Source organism: Flavobacterium sp. JP2137, assembly GCF_050562195.1.
Lineage (GTDB): Bacteria > Bacteroidota > Bacteroidia > Flavobacteriales > Flavobacteriaceae > Flavobacterium.
On sequence record NZ_CP191647.1, the window covers coordinates 2,842,488 to 2,861,944 of the forward strand.

At 41.5% G+C, this 19,457-nt stretch carries 15 protein-coding genes and 2 tRNA genes; 7 read left to right on the forward strand and 10 right to left on the reverse strand.

Going from position 1 to position 19,457, the window contains the following annotated elements; all coding sequences use genetic code 11:
• Positions 1-98 precede the first annotated feature (98 nt).
• The 5 genes from ACQZ43_RS12590 to ACQZ43_RS12610 all read right to left on the reverse strand — a co-directional run bounded on the left by ACQZ43_RS12590 (position 99) and on the right by ACQZ43_RS12610 (position 10,358).
• The gene (locus ACQZ43_RS12590) at positions 99-527 is read right to left on the reverse strand and encodes an SMI1/KNR4 family protein (RefSeq protein ID WP_430613037.1); all 429 of its coding nucleotides are present in this window, start codon (positions 525-527) and stop codon (positions 99-101) included.
• 31 nt (positions 528-558) lie between these two features.
• Positions 559-3,048 (reverse strand): HNH endonuclease, encoded by a 2,490-nt coding sequence (locus ACQZ43_RS12595; RefSeq protein ID WP_430613038.1) that lies wholly within the window; start codon positions 3,046-3,048, stop codon positions 559-561.
• Between the two features lie 68 nt (positions 3,049-3,116).
• Entirely contained in the window at positions 3,117-7,007 is a 3,891-nt protein-coding gene (locus tag ACQZ43_RS12600) for a hypothetical protein (RefSeq protein ID WP_430613039.1), read from the reverse strand.
• Between the two features lie 350 nt (positions 7,008-7,357).
• A complete protein-coding gene (locus ACQZ43_RS12605; RefSeq protein ID WP_430613040.1) occupies positions 7,358-7,912 on the reverse strand; it encodes a pentapeptide repeat-containing protein in 555 nt (184 codons plus the stop codon).
• Positions 7,913-8,993: 1,081 nt separating this feature from the next.
• Entirely contained in the window at positions 8,994-10,358 is a 1,365-nt protein-coding gene (locus ACQZ43_RS12610; protein ID WP_430613041.1) for a S41 family peptidase, read from the reverse strand.
• Between the two features lie 830 nt (positions 10,359-11,188).
• Between ACQZ43_RS12610 and ACQZ43_RS12615 the strand changes: the two genes are divergently transcribed.
• Genes ACQZ43_RS12615 through ACQZ43_RS12630 form a run of 4 tightly spaced genes read left to right on the forward strand, consistent with a single transcriptional unit; the run spans position 11,189 to position 13,598 of the window.
• A complete protein-coding gene (locus ACQZ43_RS12615) occupies positions 11,189-11,542 on the forward strand; it encodes an ISAon1 family transposase N-terminal region protein (protein WP_430613042.1) in 354 nt (117 codons plus the stop codon).
• A gap of 37 nt (positions 11,543-11,579) precedes the next feature.
• Complete coding sequence (locus tag ACQZ43_RS12620) at positions 11,580-12,230, forward strand: ISAon1 family transposase (RefSeq protein WP_430613043.1); 651 nt, start codon at positions 11,580-11,582, stop codon at positions 12,228-12,230.
• A gap of 41 nt (positions 12,231-12,271) precedes the next feature.
• The gene (locus tag ACQZ43_RS12625; protein WP_430611753.1) at positions 12,272-12,625 is read left to right on the forward strand and encodes an ISAon1 family transposase N-terminal region protein; all 354 of its coding nucleotides are present in this window, start codon (positions 12,272-12,274) and stop codon (positions 12,623-12,625) included.
• 37 nt (positions 12,626-12,662) lie between these two features.
• A complete protein-coding gene (locus ACQZ43_RS12630) occupies positions 12,663-13,598 on the forward strand; it encodes an ISAon1 family transposase (RefSeq protein WP_430611751.1) in 936 nt (311 codons plus the stop codon).
• 111 nt (positions 13,599-13,709) lie between these two features.
• Here ACQZ43_RS12630 and ACQZ43_RS12635 read toward each other — a convergent pair.
• The 5 genes from ACQZ43_RS12635 to ACQZ43_RS12655 form a co-directional block, all read right to left on the reverse strand.
• Positions 13,710-13,785, reverse strand: a tRNA-His gene (locus ACQZ43_RS12635).
• Positions 13,786-13,808: 23 nt separating this feature from the next.
• A tRNA-His gene (locus tag ACQZ43_RS12640) sits at positions 13,809-13,885 on the reverse strand.
• Positions 13,886-13,952: 67 nt separating this feature from the next.
• Positions 13,953-14,669, reverse strand: coding sequence for a bacillithiol biosynthesis deacetylase BshB1 (bshB1, locus tag ACQZ43_RS12645; RefSeq protein WP_430615670.1), 717 nt, complete (start codon positions 14,667-14,669; stop codon positions 13,953-13,955).
• Positions 14,669-15,730, reverse strand: coding sequence for a chorismate-binding protein (locus ACQZ43_RS12650; RefSeq protein ID WP_430613044.1), 1,062 nt, complete (start codon positions 15,728-15,730; stop codon positions 14,669-14,671). The genes bshB1 and ACQZ43_RS12650 overlap by 1 nt, the downstream gene beginning before the upstream one ends.
• A 4-nt stretch (positions 15,731-15,734) precedes the next feature.
• Positions 15,735-16,154, reverse strand: coding sequence for a PaaI family thioesterase (locus ACQZ43_RS12655; RefSeq protein WP_430613045.1), 420 nt, complete (start codon positions 16,152-16,154; stop codon positions 15,735-15,737).
• A gap of 211 nt (positions 16,155-16,365) precedes the next feature.
• Here ACQZ43_RS12655 and ACQZ43_RS12660 point away from each other — a divergent pair, with 211 nt between their 5' ends.
• Genes ACQZ43_RS12660 through ACQZ43_RS12670 form a run of 3 tightly spaced genes read left to right on the forward strand, consistent with a single transcriptional unit; the run spans position 16,366 to position 19,452 of the window.
• Positions 16,366-16,935, forward strand: a complete 570-nt coding sequence (locus tag ACQZ43_RS12660; RefSeq protein WP_430613046.1) for an L-threonylcarbamoyladenylate synthase — start codon at positions 16,366-16,368, stop codon at positions 16,933-16,935.
• A gap of 29 nt (positions 16,936-16,964) precedes the next feature.
• On the forward strand, positions 16,965-18,404 hold the full coding sequence (locus ACQZ43_RS12665; RefSeq protein WP_430613047.1) for a CCA tRNA nucleotidyltransferase: 1,440 nt from the start codon (positions 16,965-16,967) through the stop codon (positions 18,402-18,404).
• 10 nt (positions 18,405-18,414) lie between these two features.
• The gene (locus ACQZ43_RS12670) at positions 18,415-19,452 is read left to right on the forward strand and encodes a COX15/CtaA family protein (protein WP_430613048.1); all 1,038 of its coding nucleotides are present in this window, start codon (positions 18,415-18,417) and stop codon (positions 19,450-19,452) included.
• Positions 19,453-19,457 lie beyond the last annotated feature (5 nt).

Consider the following 19,457-nt stretch of genomic DNA (forward strand, 5'->3'; position numbering starts at 1 on the left):
ACCGATGAATTCGTGGTTGTGACCGCCCCTTTCATATAGCCCAAATTATTCCGAGATCATTCGGAATTTCCACTTAAAACCTATTCGCAATGGTTAAACTACAATTCGTCTATGCTTTTGACACCCAAAAGCTCTTCCAAAGAATCAGCTATAGTTTGAGGATCCTCATCCATATCCATATAGAAAATGATTATTTTCCCATAATCTTTACCTGCTTTTAAACAAAGGGTAATGGGGTTGCCTCCGTATCCGCAAGCGATCGGTAAATATTCTTTATCGATCAAATCCTCGCTAATACAATAATTATCAAACATAAACTCAAGCGTTAACTTACCGTACTTTAATGAATTAAAAGATTGTACATACTCACTTCCCTCACTTCCCTCATCATATACTCCGCCGCCATTGTATTTTAAAAGAAACGCTATGTAGTTTTCAGGTAATTTTAAATGGTACTCTTTCTCAAATTCTACTATATCATTTCTAGTGATACTTTGCTGTGAATTGATAATAATTAATTTTTTCATCTTGTTCGTTTTTTTAATTTTACAGAAATCGTTATTTATACAGTGTTTTATTTGAAAAATATTGTCTTACAATTTCTACTGCACCATAATGAGGATAGCATTTTGTATGTATATCGCTGTGTACTAATTGCATGGTACAGGTATTGGTCATGGGGTCGTAATCATCCAAATGGTGCCAAGTATAATTTTCCGGTTGTTTATCGAAACCCGCTAGTTTGTTGGCCAGTTTATTATCCATTCTTCTACTTCCTGTCATTTTTATTTTCACGATATTTTTTTGGTTAGCTGTTACCGGAGAGAGATAGGCTGTACCCTCAAAATCCACACTAAGACCGTTTATGGATTTAGGCAATTTAACACCTAATTCTTTTAACTTTTTTTTACTAGGGTTAAACCCCTTGCGGGGAATCTTGTTTTTTAGCGTATACATAGCTAGCCGTATTTCCCTTTCGCTTTCAAAGACATTTAAAACGTTTTTTGGTATCCTAATTCTAATCCTTAAACTTACAATAGCCTCATCGATTTTTTTAAAAACCAATCGCCCTTCTAAAGCTACTATTAACTTGGCTCCCTTAGCCGTCCAGACTTCGCCCAAACTCCTGCGCACGACTCTGGCATCGCCGCTGGCAATTATCTCGCCTTTATAAACCACGATTAACCCGTACTTCTGCACTTTGGTATTGGTCATTTCCCCTTTTACAAACAGCACTCCTGCCTCTTGCAAACGGGTGAATTCGAGTAGCTGTATAACCGATTTGGATTCCCTATAAACCTCGTAACCGCTCTCGATAATTTTAAGGCTGTCTTTAGTAAAATTAGAAATATTTAATTCCACTACCATCTTAAGAAGACTCGCTCTTAAAAAATTTTGCGTCGTCGCTACTTGAGCCTTACCCAATAGGCGTACACCGCTTGTAAAGGTTTGACCCACCAACAAGGGGCCCGCGGTGATTACGCCGCCCACAATGCAGATTGCGGTCCAGTTATCGAGAAATTCCCGTCCCTCTTGGGTCTTCATCAGTTCGTCTTCCTTAATCGCTACGGCGATATCGGTGGTCGCCAGGGCCATATCCGCCACGGCCAATGCGATATACAAACTGCTGCTCGCACCCAAATTGGTTACGCCCAGGATCACCGCCAGCAAATCAAAACCTATTCGGAGTCCGGTCATCAGGTCTTTATGCGTTGCCTCGTCGGCTATGGCCTTGAGATATAGCGCGGGTACGCGATAGGTTACGGGCTGTGTGGCATCCATATCTATCAATAAAACCGCCTGTAGCGGATGGAAATAACTGCCCAGATCCTCCGCGCTAAAAACGACGGTATCCACTTCCCTTCCCTGACTCAATCGCGGAATATCATCGGGGTATTTCTCCAGTTTTTTTTCCGGTCTACCCATGCGCTGTTGCAAGTAAATCTGATCTTTCTTTTGCTCACTTAGCGCAAAATAATCACTCATCACCCTATAATTCTTGCCGATTCTAAAGCTGCTTAGCGCGCGGTCTGAACCGTCAAAGGAATGGCTCAGACACAGCATCCACAACAAATCGACGAATAGCGAGCTGTTCTTTTGTGCGTTGCCCCCTACCTTAGAATAGCCGTCCATATTTCGGTACAATTCCTTGACCAATACGGGATTGTTCCAAAACAGCGAATACAGCAGTCGCGAATCGCCTAGTATTTTCATCAAATTAATCAAAGCCCCGCTGCTGTCTCTAAAGAGGCTAAACCAACCGCGGTCGTCATAGCTTTTCAACACCTCCAAATGGGCAGTTATCAATCGGCTATCGAGGTTATCACGCAGGTAGTCCATGCAAAAACTCGGTGCGCTTTCGTAGAGAAATTTGAGCTCCGATGCCTTGGATGCACTGCCCAAAAGTCTGGTAAATCGCCTTCCAATCTCGAGTTGAACAGACCGCGTCCCGGCCTCGGAGATTACCGTTTGCACCAATCCGTAAAAATCGTTTAGGTTTTGACTGCTCAGTTGGATGGCGATATACTTTTCTTCGATTTGAAAAGTACTCGATTCCAGTAAGTCGCCTACCCGTGTTCTAAATTGGGCGGTATCGTCGTAATAAAAACACAGGGTTGCCAGCGCGTATTTGTTTTGCGGTTCTATGCGCAGTAGAAACGCCCAGCTGTCTTCCAAATAATCGACGCGCTTGTTTAATTTCCCCTCTAAAACCGTCTGCACCAATTCCTTTCGCTCATTGAGGTAGGCAAAGGCTATAGCGGGATTGATCTCTTGCGCCCGCTCGGTATAACCCCCTTCGCGATCCGCGATTCTATAAATGTCCATAACGGTTGGCGCTTTGTAATCGCGCCAATTAAAAACCAAACTACTGTCAAGGTAGGCCTCGTATAAAAAGTGAACCAACTGCTTAAAGTCGATGCCCTCACCTCTTTTATTGCCGTAGAAATCGGTTTGATACGGCCCCGTATCGGGTTCTGGCTGCTGAAATGGCGTATTCACCCGCATTTGCTGCCATATTTCTCTAGATATATTACGGTAAGTTCCCATAAAAGCTCCTTGTATTTCCAAGGAGCACGCTTACAAGCCCGGTCCCTGAGTGTTGAGATACATGTTCATCAATCCATAGCCTCCTCTTCTGGTCCATCAGCGCCACCGACCAAATTATCGTTTAGCGAAAAGTTTTCCGAACACGGTACTTGAGTGGGGTCTTCAAAATCTTCGAGATCGTTACAGTGACACGGCAAGGCTTTTTCCACTTTTAAGCCGGCGCTTTGCGCTTGTAAGATGGTCAAAGTAGTGGGAACGCGCGTAATCCACGCCTTACCTTCCTTAACGCTTTCGGCCTGACGAATTTCATCGATAATCGATACATAAAGGGGATTGCCGATAACGGGTATTTCCCCTCCGTTCCAAATTTTACCGGTACTCATATAGAGCTGAACCGCTTCCTCAAAACCGGGGCGTACCGTAACAACGACTCTTGCCATACCCGACTGCATAAAACTTCGAAAGAGGGGGTCATCGCTTTCGTCATAAGTATATAAGTCCGGCCATTGTCCTTTTTCTGCCCAGTAAAACGGATAAAAGAAATACGATAAAATATCCCACTCAAAGGCCTGCTCTATAAATTTTACGTGATTACTGTAAGTGGTGAGTTCCTTGTTTTGACTGATAAAAAAGTTGTCGATGCCCGTGCCATTGGTAAAGGGCTTACCCATATCGGTATGCCGCATTAAATACGAAATGCAGTTTTTTCGAAGTACTGTATTTTCAATTTTGCGAAAGAAACCCGGATTGGTACGTTTGATTTCTACCACTTTAGACTGTTCTTCTTGAAGTTTTTGTTGATACACTTCCAGTTCTTCATAGTACTTTTCCATAATCTGCTCAAAACACTTCTGCTTCCAATTTTTCTTAACTTCGTCTTTCAGCACGCAGTGTACATCTATAGATAAAGCAATACTACCGACATCGCCACCACCCATGGTGACTTCTAATTTTTTTTCTATACCGTTTAGCGAGATAAAAAACTCTTGATCCCTGAATTTATTCGATCTATATAAATCATTATCCACTTCCACCTTGGTGTTTGAAATCGTGCATACCCCATGAGAATAATATTGGATATTCACGGGAATATAAGTATAATGCAAATGTCCCTGCACCCATACCGCCTTGTAACCCTCGGGAATTTCCAAAGCGTAACTCTTACCCCCTACATAGAAAACATCTACGTAATTACCACTATTTCCACTATCGGCAAAGGCGCCGGATAGGTTGATCGTAGCATCGGGTAAAATGGGTATAGCCGCGTTGTATTTTGCCGCCCAAAACGCTGCTTTCGCTTCGTTAACCTCGGTAGCAGTAGCCATTTTAAGGAAGTTGTCCGTACGGGGATCCACCGGCTTTTGCAGTGTAGTTCCTGCGATTTGCTCTTCGCTTTGCATGGCTAGGGTATGCAGTTTTGCGGGTTCGGGTATCATAAATTCAAACATCATCCGCTTGCCGTAATTGTACACTTGATTCTTGTATAATTTGTCGATCCAACGGTATACGCCTACCACGTGCTTATCGCCTTTTCGATTGTCGTAACCGTGTTTGTTGTTTTCTTCAAATTCATCGATCACTCTTTGCACGCGTTCTTTTTTCACTTTGCTCACCAAGCGATCTTGTGCCTGATTGGTAATTTGCTTTGCCTCGGTTACCGCCTGTCTTGCGCTTTCTTCTTGAGAGCGATTACTCGTGTGGGCCACTCCTGCATTAATCTGGAATCCTAGTCCCGAGTAACTCGCGTTGACATGGGCATTCAAACTCTTGCTTTCCTGCAGTATTCTATTGATTTCCGATTGCATTTCGAAGCGCTCCGTCGTGATGTTATCGGTAAAGTGTTCGGCCTCTTCCTCCGTGAGCTTGGTCGTTGTCAATTCGGTCTTTCTTAAGCGACGAGACGCTTTTTCGCGGTATTCTCGAGCCATGATGTTTTCCACGTGAGAAACCTCCCCCTCTACATAACAATGTACCGTTTGATCCACGCGCTTATAGTCGGCTATACCCAATAATTTTACGCCGAATCCCTTGGGGATAAAAGCGGGTACAACGACTCCGCGCCCACTATTGCATTCGCCGCTCAGCGTACCGGCATAACACACTTGTGCGGCTATATTCAAGGCGGGCATTTGCTTTTGACAACCGTTGGAAAAGAGTATGTCCAACCCCATCATGGATGCGGACTGATCATCGTTAAAGTCCGCGGGATAGCCTTCTATATTGTAAATCGTGATTTCATTGCCCCTGCCCTCCATCAAGGGATTGTTTAAATAATACGACTCCGAACCGTGGTCGTTGGACAACTTGACGTGAATCGTCGCTATTTGCCACGACGCGCTGGGTACCTTGATGATCACCGTGGCTACGCGTTGCAAATTGGAGGTGATGCCGCAGCTTCTATATTGAAAATCGACCGAATTCTGCTCTTCATTTATAGGGAGTAGTATTCCTCCTACGATGCGAACCTTTCTGTGGGCCCTGGTGTTGTTGATCAATGAGGAGCGCGAATTCACCAATGCACTGTTGACAAAATTATTTAAGTTGACATAGCTCGATACCGTATCTAGCCTGTCTTGTTCATAATTGACCGGCTTCGCAGCAAGACTTTTATTCTTAAACTTGGGTTTGGGTTCCCTATGATAAATCGCCTGTAACAGCGTTTGGTAACTGATTGGGTCGAGTTCTGACTTTAATCGATCGGACGACAGTTCTTTGTCGTATTTAAATTCAAACTTAGGGAGTTTCGGTGGCGGGAGATACGGCAATTGCTGACAGGGATCATCGCTGTTGTACTGGCGTTTTTCCACGTCGATATTTTGACAATAGGCCGTGCGTACCTGTTCTACTTCCTTGACATAGGTCTCATAAATAGGTGCGTTGTCTCGGTTGTATTTCTCTTGAGCGGATTCGAAAGCGAGCGCATAACTCGTTTTATATTTTTGGGCGGAAATCTCCAATTCACGTTGCAAATTCAACAACTGTTCTTGTTGCAACAGCGCTTTTGACCGATTTAGCATTTGCTCTAGCACCCCTTGTGCAAGCATAGGTTGGGCTTCTTTTGAGTCGATTGAGGGCTCATTTTCCACTTCAAGTATCTCTTCGTCAAACAAAAATTCGGGCAGTACCAAAACGGCATTTATGGTACTTTTAAAGTTTTCTTCATCCTCACTATTTTCCTTGTAACTAGTATATTCCTCGTCTTGATTGCCTGCTTTATAACTGCTGTATGTGTAATTCTTGTCCTTGATGTAATCCTTGTACTTGCCGTCACCTTTGTCCTTACCATCGCCTTTGTCCTTACCGTCGCCTTTGTCCTTACCGTCGCCTTTGTCCTTACCGTCGCCTTTGTCCTTACCGTCGCCTTTGTCCTTGCCGTCGTCTTTGTCCTTTCCGTCGTCTTTGTCCTTTCCGTCGTCTTTGTCCTTGCCGTCGTCTTTGTCCTTGCCGTCGTCTTTGTCCTTGCCGTCGTCTTTGTCCTTACCGTCGCCTTTTGTATCCTTAAATTCCACAACGACATGATTGGCCTTCAATATTTCGACCAGGCGGTCCTTTATGTCGACCTGTTCTTGTACGGTGGCTTGATAAATCAAGTTGTTCCACGTAAGCTGTTCCATCTCCCCGGGCAATTCCTCGATGTTCTTGATTTGCTCTAAGACTTGGGATTGCGTAGCACTGTGCGAATTTTGAGCCAACCAAGTTGAAAATTCGGCGATGCCGCCATATAAATCTTTAATCTGACCCTCGGTCGAAATCACGTCTTTGAATTTCGTTGTGGCTTCCAACAGGGCCTGATACTTAGTCATCTTTTGCGGTTTCGTCTTAATCGCCTGATAAAACAGTCCGTTTAATAAGGAGTTGGGTATAGTGATATATCGACGCACTAAATTTTGGATTTTTGGTTTCTGTGCACTTCGAATGCTGACAAATCGAAAGAGCGTTTGAGCGTTAATTGTTTCCATAATAACTCAATTTTAAATTTATATTCTAAAAATAAAAAAGCAGCGTAAAAACAAAAAACTTTTTGTGTTAAAAAACTCAAATTCAATGTGTTAAATATATAAATAAGCTATATTTTAAATAGTATAATCATTTAACAAGGCTGATATATATATAATTCATAATTTAATTATATATGATTTAGAAGGAGTAATTGATAAAATTGTTCATTTTTATTATGATTTTAAGCAAAAAAAAACGCCTCCTAAGCTGGGGCGTTTGCGATGAGATTTTCGGTATTTCGCGTTATCTATTGATAGCTCTTATTGGTAAATCCCCGAATATCAAGCTGATATAGTAGCGATGCACTCACTTATTCGATCTTAAGCTGGTGGTGTTGCACCAAACCGGCCAGGTTATTCTGAGCGAAATGTGCTTTTTTGAGGATGTTGGACTCGGGGCGTATCAAGAAATTCTTGGCTGTTCTAAAATCAGCCTGCGTCAGATTGCTTTGATCAAAAACTGCCCTACTGAGATCGGACTGATCAAACCACGCCTGAGTCAGATCGCACTGAGAGAAATCGGCATCCTGCAATTCGCACTGGCTAAATTTGGTTTTCTTAATCTTAAGGGCATTGAAAATCGAAAATTGCAGATTACAAGACGTAAATTGCCACTGCAATAAAAAGGTATTGACCTTGGAAAAATCAATGCCCATCAACTTACAGTCCACAAACTCCACTTCGCGAAACGAACTTTGATTGAATTGCGACAAACTCAAATTGCAATTTTTAAAATGGCAACGCTCAAATTCAAATTGAGTAAAATTAAATTTATTTAAGTCGCAGTTCTCAAATGTACATTCAAAATACTCTGCTTGCTCTAAGTGACTCAACTGACTGAACACTTGATTTTCTATTAATCTCATGATGTGGAATAGGAATGTAAAACGAACGAATAAGTTCGATTGGTTGTCGCTGCTAATATACGATTTATTTGCCTTTATGTAGTTCGATGATTTGCGGATGCGTCTTTTTATGCGGATTCGATGATTTGAGGATTCGATGATTTGCGGATTCGATGATTTGCGGATTCGATGATTCGCCAGTCTGCGTAAAGAATGTCGTTTTTCGGTAAGAAAGTAATTTTGGATTCAATGCAATCCAAAGCGAATCCCTGTATGGACGAATTAGCCTTTTTTATGCGGATTCGATGAATCGCGGATTCGATGATTCGCCAGGCTGCGTAAAGTATGTCGTTTTTTGGTAAGAAAGTAATTTTGAATGCTACGCAAATCGAACCAGCTTTTTTAAAAAAATGCAGTTATTTTGAATTCAACGCAATCCAAAGCAAATCCGCGAATGGACGAATCGGCGAATCAGCCTTTTTTATGCCGATTCGATGATTCGCCAGGCTGTGTAAAGAATGTCGTTTTTCGGTAAGAAAATAATTTTGAATGCTACGCCAATCGAAGCAAATCCGTGTATGGACGAATTAGCATATCAGCCTTTTAAAAAATGCAATTATTTCGAATGCTACGCAACCCAAAGCAAATCCGCGAATGGACGAATCGGCGAATCAGCCTTTTTTATGCCGATTCGATGATTCGCCAGACTGCGTAAAACATAACGTTTATCGGTAAGAAAGTAATTTTGAATGCTACGCAAATCGAACCAGCTTTTTTAAAAAAATGCAGTTATTTTGAATTCAACGCAATCCAAAGCAAATCTGCGAATGGACGCATCGGCGAATCAGCCTTTTTTATGCGGATTCGATTAATCGCGGATTCGATGATTCGCCAGGCTGCGTAAAACATAACGTTTATCGGTAAGAAAGTAATTTTGAATGCTACGCAAATCGAACCAGCTTTTTTAAAAAAATGCAATTATTTCGAATTCAACGCAACCCAAAGCAAATCCGCGAATAGACGCATCAGCGAATCAGCCTTTTTTATGCCGATTCGCGTTTTTACGACAAATAGCTCAATACCAAAGCAATACGTGTTTTACCTAGTTTTTAATATACTTTAGAATATTATTTTCTGAAAGACCTTCTTTAACCAAAATATTAGGTTCCACACCTATTTGGTCAAGTGCTTTTCCTTGTTTAGTAACATACATTGCAGTGGGTAAAAACAACGTATAACCATCTCTTATTTTAAATTCCTCAGCATTTAGCATCTTACCTGCTGATTTCTCACCAATTATTATAGCCATTTTGTTTTCTTTAAAACCTTGTAAAATAGGCTCACAAGTACTTGCTGTTTTTTTATTGACCAAAAAATAAAGCTTTTGATAAGGTATTGTGTTTTTAGGTATAACCTTTAAAACAATGCCTTCTTTTTCTGAAATTCCCTTTAGGAGTAACTCGTAGTTTGCTTTACTAAAAACATCATATTGATTAATCTCTTGCTCTATTGGTAAATTATTTTTTTTATTGTAGTACTTTCTTGTAAGAAACACCCCTCCTACTATACTCTGATTTACAAGTCGCTCTGCGAAAGTCATTCCTGCTTCAATACTTCCTCCTGCATTATCTCTTAAATCAATTACAAGGTTTTTAAACTGCTGTTGAGCTACTTGATCTAAAACCTTATTCATATCTTCTGAAGTGCCTGAAAAAGAGCTTATTTTTACATAATACGTGTCACTATCTAAGAATTTATGTGGAAAATCTGTAGTTTGAGATTTTATATATTTATCCCAATCCTCCCACGCTATAAAAGCGCTATAGTGCGAAAAACCTAAATCATTACTGAAATAATAAAATCCCATTAAAAACTCTAAATCATCTTTGAACTTCTCACAAGAATTGTCCATCTGTTTTTTAAAGGACTGCCATTTTTTGGAGTCTAAAACAGATTTATTATATATCTTATCTCGAGTGATTTTTTCTATATCATGCCAAATTGCTTTATAATCTTTCTTTTTAATCGCTTGATTCAAATCTGAATTAAACAAACCTACTAGCTCTTTTTTTCCATTGAGTAACTTCCCTTCTATCCTCTCATTTGTTTTGATAGCTCTAAAATAGAAATTACCAAACATCGTGGTCATAACTCCCTTTAAAGAATCGCCTTTAATCTCTCCTTTTTGAATCTTTATTAAGCTTCCTCCTTCTAACTTTTTATTAAACAGACGAGCCATCCCTGCTTTCATTCCCCCTAAAATGAGTTTATCACTACCTTTTGGACTCTCAGCAAAAAAAGTATTCTCTTGTTCACTAAATGAAAAATCGAAATGGGTTTCTACAACACCAATATCTTTCATTTTTAACGTGGTAGGCCACTCTTGGGTTTCATTAGCCTGTGCACCTGCTGCTATTGATGAGAAAAAAAGTAAAAGAAGACTCCTTATATAGATTTTAAATTTCATAATGGTTTACTTTAGTATGATTTGGTTTTCTAACAGATCGTCGATTGCTTTTTGTTGATACCTAATATTTCAATACAATAACTATCCCTGATTTTTACTTAGTCGTTTTTCGGTATGAAAATAATTTCGAATTCAACGCAACCCAAAGCAAATCCGCGAATGGACGTATCGGCGAATCAGCCCTTTTTATGCCGATTCGATGATTTGCGGATTTGATGATTCGCCAGTCTGCGTAAAATATAACATTTTTCGGTAAGAAAATAATTTTGAATGCTACGCAAATCGAATCAGCCTTTTTTATGCCGATTCGATGAATCGCGGATGCGATGATTCGCCAGGCTGCGTAAAGAATGTCGTTTCTCGTTAAGAAAATAATTTCGAATTCAACGCAACCCAAAGCAGATCCGTGTATGGACGTATCGGCGAATCAGCCTTTTTTATGCCGATTCGATGATTTGCGGATTTGATGATTCGCCAGTCTGTGTAAAGAATGTCGTTTTTCGCTATGAAAATAATTTTGAATGCTACGCAAATCGAATCAGCCCTTTTTATGCGGATGCGATGAATCGCGGATTTGATGATTCGCCAGGCTGCGTAAAGAATGTCGTTTTTCGCTATGAAAATAATTTTGAATGCTACGCAAATCAAGTTAGCAAATCAGCCTTTAAAAAAATGTAGTCGTTTCGAATTCAACGCAATCCAAAGCAAATCCGCGAATAGACGCATCAGCGAATCAGCCTTTAAAAAAATGCAGTCATTTCGAGGATCATTCTCAAAAGTTGTGTGTGAATTAAAAAAAACTTCCGATTTTTGCAAAAAAAAGAGATACTGTGGACAACTATGTAGAGTTACTTAAATTGATATTACCCGAATTCTTAGTAGAGCATTTTGATTTGGTAAAAACCACCAAGCAAGCAGAAATTATGCATCTTTATTTTGAAGAGCGCAATGTTGTTCCCATAGAGCATCAGGACCTTATCTTGGTTGCTCACGGTTTCCACAACGAAACCACCATACAAGACTTTCCCTTGCGAGGAAACAGTGTTTATCTTCACGTGAAACGCCGAAGATGGCTTGAGAAGGAATCTCGCAAATTAGTGCAAAGAGACTGGGAATTAGTAGCTAAGGGAACTCGTATGACAGCAGAGTTCGCTTCTTTTTTAAAAGAAATTAATCGATACTAAGACCAGTGACTGTCATACCATTGGTGGTTTCTTTGGTGTGGATGGCAAAAAACTACAGCGACAATACAAAGAATCCTTAAGTGACTTTCGTAATTGGAGTGTAAAGGATCACGCAAAAGAATGGCTTATATATCCCGAGAACATAGGTCCTTATCTTTCTATAGACGAAACAGCATTGTCTAAGGGGGAATTATACACAATCATAACCAATAAAAGAGCTAAAGGAAAAAAGGGAAGCTTAGTAGCCATATTTTCAGGAACTAAGGTTGAACCTATTGTAGAGAAACTACTTACTATCAGCTCAAAAATTAGAAGAAAAGTACGCGAAGTAACCTTAGATATGGCTAGTTCTATGAAAAACATTGTAAGCAAGAGTTTTTCTAACGCCATACAAGTAACTGATCGTTTTCATGTACAAAAATTAGCCATAGAAGCCTTACAAGACATTCGTATTCAGGAACGCTGGAAAGCGTTGGATAACGAGAATCAAGCTATTAAAGAAGCCAGGAAAGCAAATATAGCGTACGTTGCTCAAGAGTTTGAGAACGGAGACACTCCAAAACAACTCCTAATAAGAAGTAGATATTTGCTATGCATGGATAGCGATAAATGGACTGAAAATCAAAAAACTAGATCAAAAATTATCTTTAGAGAATTTCCTGGGATCATTCTCAAAAGTTGTGTGTGAATTAAAAAAAACTTCCGATTTTTGCAAAAAAAAGAGATACTGTGGACAACTATGTAGAGTTACTTAAATTGATATTACCCGAATTCTTAGTAGAGCATTTTGATTTGGTAAAAACCACCAAGCAAGCAGAAATTATGCATCTTTATTTTGAAGAGCGCAATGTTGTTCCCATAGAGCATCAGGACCTTATCTTGGTTGCTCACGGTTTCCACAACGAAACCACCATACAAGACTTTCCCTTGCGAGGAAACAGTGTTTATCTTCATGTGAAACGCCGAAGATGGCTTGAGAAGGAATCTCGCAAATTAGTGCAAAGAGACTGGGAATTAGTAGCTAAGGGAACTCGTATGACAACAGAGTTCGCTTCTTTTTTAAAAGAAATTAATCGATACTAAGACCAGTGACTGTCGTACCATTGGTGGTTTCTTTGGTGTGGATGGCAAAAAACTACAGCGACAATACAAAGAATCCTTAAGTGACTTTCGTAATTGGAGTGTAAAGGATCACGCAAAAGAATGGCTTATATATCCCGAGAACATAGGTCCTTATCTTTCTATAGACGAAACAGCATTGTCTAAGGGGGAATTATATACAATCATAACCAATAAAAGAGCTAAAGGAAAAAAGGGAAGCTTAGTAGCCATATTTTCAGGAACTAAGGTTGAACCTATTGTAGAGAAACTACTTACTATCAGCTCAAAAATTAGAAGAAAAGTACGCGAAGTAACCTTAGATATGGCTAGTTCTATGAAAAACATTGTAAGCAAGAGTTTTTCTAACGCCATACAAGTAACTGATCGTTTTCATGTACAAAAATTAGCCATAGAAGCCTTACAAGACATTCGTATTCAGGAACGCTGGAAAGCGTTGGATAACGAGAATCAAGCTATTAAAGAGGCCAGGAAAGCAAATATAGCGTACGTTGCTCAAGAGTTTGAGAACGGAGACACTCCAAAACAACTCCTAATAAGAAGTAGATATTTGCTATGCATGGATAGCGATAAATGGACTGAAAATCAAAAAACTAGATCAAAAATTATCTTTAGAGAATTTCCTGTCATAAAACAAGCTTACAATCTTGTACAAGGACTGCGAAACATTTATAATACAACAACAGTAAAAGAAGTCGCTTACACTAAACTAGCACATTGGTATAATAAAATCGAAAACAGTAATCTCAAAACATTTAATACGGTAGTCAATACCATACAGCTAAACTATCAATCTATTTTAAACTATTTTGACAACAGAAGTACCAATGCTTCTGCAGAATCCTTTAATGCCAAAATCAAAGCTTTTAGAACTCAGTTTAGAGGCGTAAGAGATATAGAATTCTTCTTATATAGATTAGTCACTATTTTTGCATAAACACAACATTTAGGATTGATCCCATTTCGAATGCTACGCAACCCAAAGAAAACAGCTAAAATTATTCCACAAAAAAAGCCTGTTATCCGAAGATAACAGGCTGCTGTTTCTGGGTGAATGAGGGGTCTCGAACCCCCGACCTTCGGAACCACAATCCGACGCTCTAACCAACTGAGCTACAATCACCGTGTAAAACTTAAATCCTGCGATTGGGGTGAATGAGGGGTCTCGAACCCCCGACCTTCGGAACCACAATCCGACGCTCTAACCAACTGAGCTACAATCACCGTCTATTGTTTTACGGTTGCAAATATAGCCATATTTCCTTTGTCTCCAAAGGTTTTTTGAGAAAAATCATATCAAATCATCTAAACTATTGACAGCCAAATACCTCTCTACGGTAAATCCTTCTGCAAAGTCTGTTCCAATCAATCTGCCGAGGTCCTGAGCGCGATAGCTGATGCTGTCCAAGAAGTTTTTCGAGGTAATTGGCGTGATGGGCTCGTTGGAACCGGGCTCATAAAACTGCGAGCTATAGGCCATAACCGCTTGAATTTTCGTGTCCATAAATCCCGTGACGTCTACGACAAAATCGGGTTCTATATTTTTCCACTGTATATAGTGGTAAACCACCTTGGGACGCCATGCTTGTTGTGACTGACCGTCGAGCTGGGTTTCTATGCGGCGCAAACCCGACAAAAATGCCGCGTCTGACACCAATTTACTGCCCTTGCTATGGTCGATATGGCGGTCGTCTACAGCATTGCACAACACGATTTCCGGACGGTATTTGCGCATCATTCGAATGACTTCCAATTGGTGTGTTTCATCGTTGGTAAAAAATCCATCGCGGAATCGCAGGTTCTCTCGAACTGAAATCCCCATGATTTTTGCCGCTGCTGCGGCTTCCTGATCGCGAATATCCGCGGAGCCTCGAGTGCCCAACTCGCCACGAGTCAGATCGATAATTCCTATCTTTTTGCCCAAGGACATCTCTTTGGAAAGCGTGGCTCCACAGCCCAATTCCACGTCGTCTGGATGTGCGCCAAAGGCCAATATGTCTAATTTCATCATGCTTCTATTATTTTTTTCATCGTTTGTGATTTGTAGGCGGTTTCCATAAACTCATCGCTGGGAATACTGTCTTTGGTTATGCCACAACCGATATACAAATGTATTTGGTTTTTCTCAATTTCCATACATCGCAAATTGACAAACAAATCGCTTTGTCCGGGTAAGTGTTCGGCTATAGCGCCGTTGAGCTCTCCTAGGTAACCGCTGTAATACTTTCGATCGTAGCCTTCTTCACGCTGTATAAAATCGCGAGAATCCCCTTTGGGCATGCCGCAAACAGCGGGTGTGGGATGCAGTTGATCGAGTATGTTTTTTAAATCGCCACGATCGCTCAGTGTTCCCTGTATATCCGTGCGGATATGCATCACATTACCTGCATAGGCCGTAAAGGGCTTTGTAGTGGATAAATCACTTAAATACGGGCGAAGGGAATCCACGATAAAGTCGGTGACAAACCGTTGTTCCTGCTGCTCCTTCTCGCCCCAAACCACTGTTTGCTGCTGTCGATTTACCTGGGTACCGGCCAAGGCCATCGTATAGAGCTGGTCATCGGACACTCGAATTAACTGCTCGGGTGTTGCCCCCATCCACATCCCTACTTGGGGGTGAAAAAACAAATAGCAAAATGCCGTGGGATAGGTAGATTTCAATCTTTTATACAATTCCAACACATCTCCAGCATCCCGATTTAAGGTTTCCTTTCTCGAAAAAACCACTTTGTCAAAAGCGCCCGCTTCGATGGCCTCTACGCCTTTTCGCACCAGTGCTTCAAAATCGGCTTTGTCTTGTTCCGCGTAGTTCAACGGCACTTCTCGCGCAGAAACAGCCTCGGGCTGCCAAGCTTCCACAAGGCTTGTCGAGCTGTCGTAGGGGATAAATACCGGTTTTTCAGCGGCAAAGGGCGCACATACAAATCCGCCAGCGGTATAATCTTCCAAAAGGTGTAAATCCGCATCGTTTTGAAAGAGTCCCACTATGCTTTGCTGTGCTGCTTTTGAATAAATGACGAAGGGCTTTTGCTGTGCCAAGTGTTGTCGTGCTTGTTCAAATAAAGCCATGTATCTACTTCTTTAATATCATGTTGGTGATTTTACAAATGCTGATCAGTCGGTCGTCTTCATCGGTAATTCGAATCTCCCACAGGTGCAGCGTTCGCCCCTTGTGCAAAATGCGCGCCGTCGCGTAAACCGTTCCATCGCGCTTGCTCCTGAGGTGATTGGCGGAGATTTCTATGCCGCGCGCCTCCTCCTCGTCGGTATTGATCAACATAAAAGAGGCCGAACTGCCCACGCTTTCGGCCAAAGCCACGGTAGCACCGCCGTGCAATAATCCTAAGGGTTGATGAACCCGCGCGTTTACAGGCATCTTTGCCGTTAAAAACTCCGGTCCGGCATCTATAAATTCGATGTCCAAAGTCTGCATTAAAGTATTTTTCGAAAAGGCTTGGCAATGAGCCAAAATCTCCTGTTTATTAAATTCCATAAAGGGGTATTTGTAGATTAATGAACCAAAAAAGTCTCTTTTTTTAGCCCATCATAAATATAGTTCAAATCGCGAACACCTTTCTTAAAAAAAACTTAATTATTGAGCCCTGATATTTTATTGACTTTCGCTTGATTTTGTTAGCCTATAAGCTATTATTTCACTAATTTTAGCCCCTATTTATACGATAAAAAATAACGGCATTCACATCATGGAAGAGATTCAAAAAGAGGTACATAACGCTTTTGAAGCAATACAAAAAGGAGGGATTATACTATACCCAACCGATACGGTTTGGGGTTTGGGATGTGATGCCAACAACCCCGAAGCGATAAAAAAGATATTTGCCCTAAAGAAAAGAGCGGAATCCAAAAGCATGATTGTATTGATTAACGGCGACCGTATGTTGCATCATATCTTTAAAGAAATACCCGAAGTAGCTTGGCAGATCATCGAATTTTCCGACAAGCCCACTACGCTGATTTTGGATCACCCCAAAAACGTGGCCAAGGAACTCATTGCAGCAGACGACTCCTTAGGGGTTCGCATAGTAACGGATCCCTTTTGCTTTCGGTTGATCGAACGCATGAAATCGCCTTTGGTATCGACTTCGGCAAACCTTAGCGGATCTGCTACAGCGCGAACTTTTCAAGAAATCGACCCCATAATTTTGGAAGGTGTAGACTATGTGGTAAATTTGCACCAAGATCGAAAAGCTATCCCGCCCTCGACGATTATTAAACTGACAACAGATAGCAAAGTGACTATAATTAGAAAATAAGTCAGCGTGCTATTTCTTGAATCCAAATTATGAAGCAACCCTTAAGTTATAAAGATGCGCTAACGCATCCCATTTTTGAATACATCTCACAAGCTGCGCAAAACCTTTCCTTGGACTGTTATGTAATTGGCGGATTTGTGAGGGACTACCTCTTGCAGCGCAATTCTAAAAAAGACATCGATATCGTCGCTATTGGCAGCGGTATTGAACTCGCCTTAGAAGTGTCCAAATTACTGCCCAATCAACCCAAGGTACAGGTATTTAAAAATTACGGTACCGCGATGCTGCGCTTTGACGATATGGATATTGAATTTGTAGGAGCACGCAAGGAATCCTATCACTTTGAAAGCCGCAATCCCGTGGTGGAAGACGGCACCTTAGAAGACGATCAAAACCGTCGAGATTTCACGATCAACGCCCTGGCATTCAGTCTTAATCAGTCCGATTTCGGACGTTTAGTCGATCCGTTTAACGGTTTGGAAGACCTGGCAAACAAAGTGATCAAAACCCCGTTAAATCCGGATATAACCTATTCTGACGACCCGCTGAGAATGATGCGCGCCATCCGATTTGCCGCTCAATTGGACTTTGTCATCGAAGCGGAATCGCTCGAGGCCATCAACCGAAATCACCAGCGTTTAGAAATTATTTCCGGGGAGCGCATCGTGGATGAGCTCCACAAGATATTAGCGACAGCAACCCCGTCTAAGGGTTTTTTATTGCTTTATAATTCGGGATTGCTCGATTTGATATTGCCGGAATTGACCGCGCTAAATCAGGTGGAAGAAATCGAGGGACACACCCACAAAAACAATTTCTACCACTCCTTAGAAGTCGTGGACAACATCAGCACCAAAACCGACGATTTATGGTTGCGTTGGTCGGCCCTATTGCACGATATTGGCAAGGCACCCACCAAGCGCTTTAACAAAAAACAGGGCTGGACCTTCCACGGACACGAATTCGTTGGGGGTAAAATGGTGCGCAAAATTTTTCAACGCCTTCACATGCCCCTCAATCACAAGTTGAAATACGTGCAGAAGATGGTAACCATGAGCTCCAGGCCCGTGGTTTTATCGCAGAAAACCGTGACGGATTCAGCGGTGCGCCGCCTGATTTTTGACGCAGGAGAAGATGTAGAGGACTTGATGATATTGTGCGAAGCGGATATCACCACCAAAAACGCGATTAAATACAAAAAATACCACCACAATTTTAAGATTGTACGAAATAAAATCGTTGAAGTAGAGGCCCGAGATCACGTGCGCCAATTTCAGCCGCCTATTTCCGGTGAAGAGATCATGGCCGAATTTAACCTCCCACCATCACGCGAAATTGGCGTTTTAAAAGAGGCGATTAAAGAAGCTATTTTGGAGGGAATCATTCCCAACGAATACGAAGCAGCCCATCGATTTATGATGGATAAAGCGCAAAAAATGGGACTCTCCAAAGAGGGTGCCGCAAAATAAGCCCAACACTATGAAAAATTATTTTTTACCCTGGGCAAAAACATCACTGGTATTGGTTTATGTGGTGATTTTTGCCGGAGCCTTAGTTCGCATGACCGGTTCGGGTATGGGATGCCCAGACTGGCCCAAATGTTTTGGATACTATATTCCGCCTACCGATGTTTCGGAAATTTTATGGCAACCCAACCACGAGTTTAAAAAAGGTCAGGTAATCATACACGATGAAAGTCTGTGGGTGGCCAATCACGACTTTACCACCACAGAGGTGTATGCTTCCGAAAACTGGACCAAATACACCAAACACGATTATGCTACTTTTAATGCCAAACACACTTGGACCGAATACCTCAATCGACTCAGTGGGGCCATTGCGGGAATTGCCTGTGTGGTGATGGCGGTGCTTTCCTTCGGCTTTTGGCGCACTCAAAAGAAATTGGTCGCCTTGTCGTGGCTCGTCGTATTTTTGATGGGCTTCCAAGCCTGGCTTGGTGCTACGGTGGTGTTTTCCGTACTCAATCCCATTAAAATCACCGTACACATGATAATGGCCTTGGTTATTGTGGCCATACTGATCTATATCGTTCGAATAGCGCGACAGAAAAAGGAACCCAAAAAATACGATTCAAAATTCATCATATTCCTATATATCGCCCTGTTACTAACCCTGATTCAAGTGGTTTTGGGAACACAGGTAAGGCAGTTTGTGGACGAACAAGTGCGTGCGGGTATCGGAAACGAATATTTGTGGCTCAACGACCCCACTTTGGATTTTTATGTTCACCGAACGTTTTCGTTTGTAGTGGCCTTTGTCAATCTCTTTCTGTTTTTGAGAAACAGACGTAAAGAACTGGGCTACGACAAACTCAATTGGGTCATGGTTTTATTGGCTTTGGAAATTGGCTCGGGTATAGCGATGTACTATTGGCACTTTCCCTTTGGCGGACAAACCCTGCATTTGGTAGCGGCTAGTTTGTTGTTTGGCGTGCAGTTTTACTTGGTACTCGAAGCGCAAAAAACCTATTTTACCACGACTAAAAGCAAAGCATAAAGCGG

Coding starts and splice junctions, on each gene's coding strand:
- ACQZ43_RS12665 (WP_430613047.1), top strand. CDS start 16,965: ATGAAGCAACCCTTAAGTTATAAAGATGCGCTAACGCATCCCATTTTT.
- ACQZ43_RS12605 (WP_430613040.1), bottom strand. CDS start 7,912: ATGAGATTAATAGAAAATCAAGTGTTCAGTCAGTTGAGTCACTTAGAG.
- ACQZ43_RS12650 (WP_430613044.1), bottom strand. CDS start 15,730: ATGGCTTTATTTGAACAAGCACGACAACACTTGGCACAGCAAAAGCCC.
- ACQZ43_RS12595 (WP_430613038.1), bottom strand. CDS start 3,048: ATGGGAACTTACCGTAATATATCTAGAGAAATATGGCAGCAAATGCGG.
- ACQZ43_RS12590 (WP_430613037.1), bottom strand. CDS start 527: ATGAAAAAATTAATTATTATCAATTCACAGCAAAGTATCACTAGAAAT.
- ACQZ43_RS12670 (WP_430613048.1), top strand. CDS start 18,415: ATGAAAAATTATTTTTTACCCTGGGCAAAAACATCACTGGTATTGGTT.
- ACQZ43_RS12610 (WP_430613041.1), bottom strand. CDS start 10,358: ATGAAATTTAAAATCTATATAAGGAGTCTTCTTTTACTTTTTTTCTCA.
- ACQZ43_RS12660 (WP_430613046.1), top strand. CDS start 16,366: ATGGAAGAGATTCAAAAAGAGGTACATAACGCTTTTGAAGCAATACAA.
- ACQZ43_RS12655 (WP_430613045.1), bottom strand. CDS start 16,154: ATGGAATTTAATAAACAGGAGATTTTGGCTCATTGCCAAGCCTTTTCG.
- bshB1 (WP_430615670.1), bottom strand. CDS start 14,669: ATGAAATTAGACATATTGGCCTTTGGCGCACATCCAGACGACGTGGAA.
- ACQZ43_RS12600 (WP_430613039.1), bottom strand. CDS start 7,007: ATGGAAACAATTAACGCTCAAACGCTCTTTCGATTTGTCAGCATTCGA.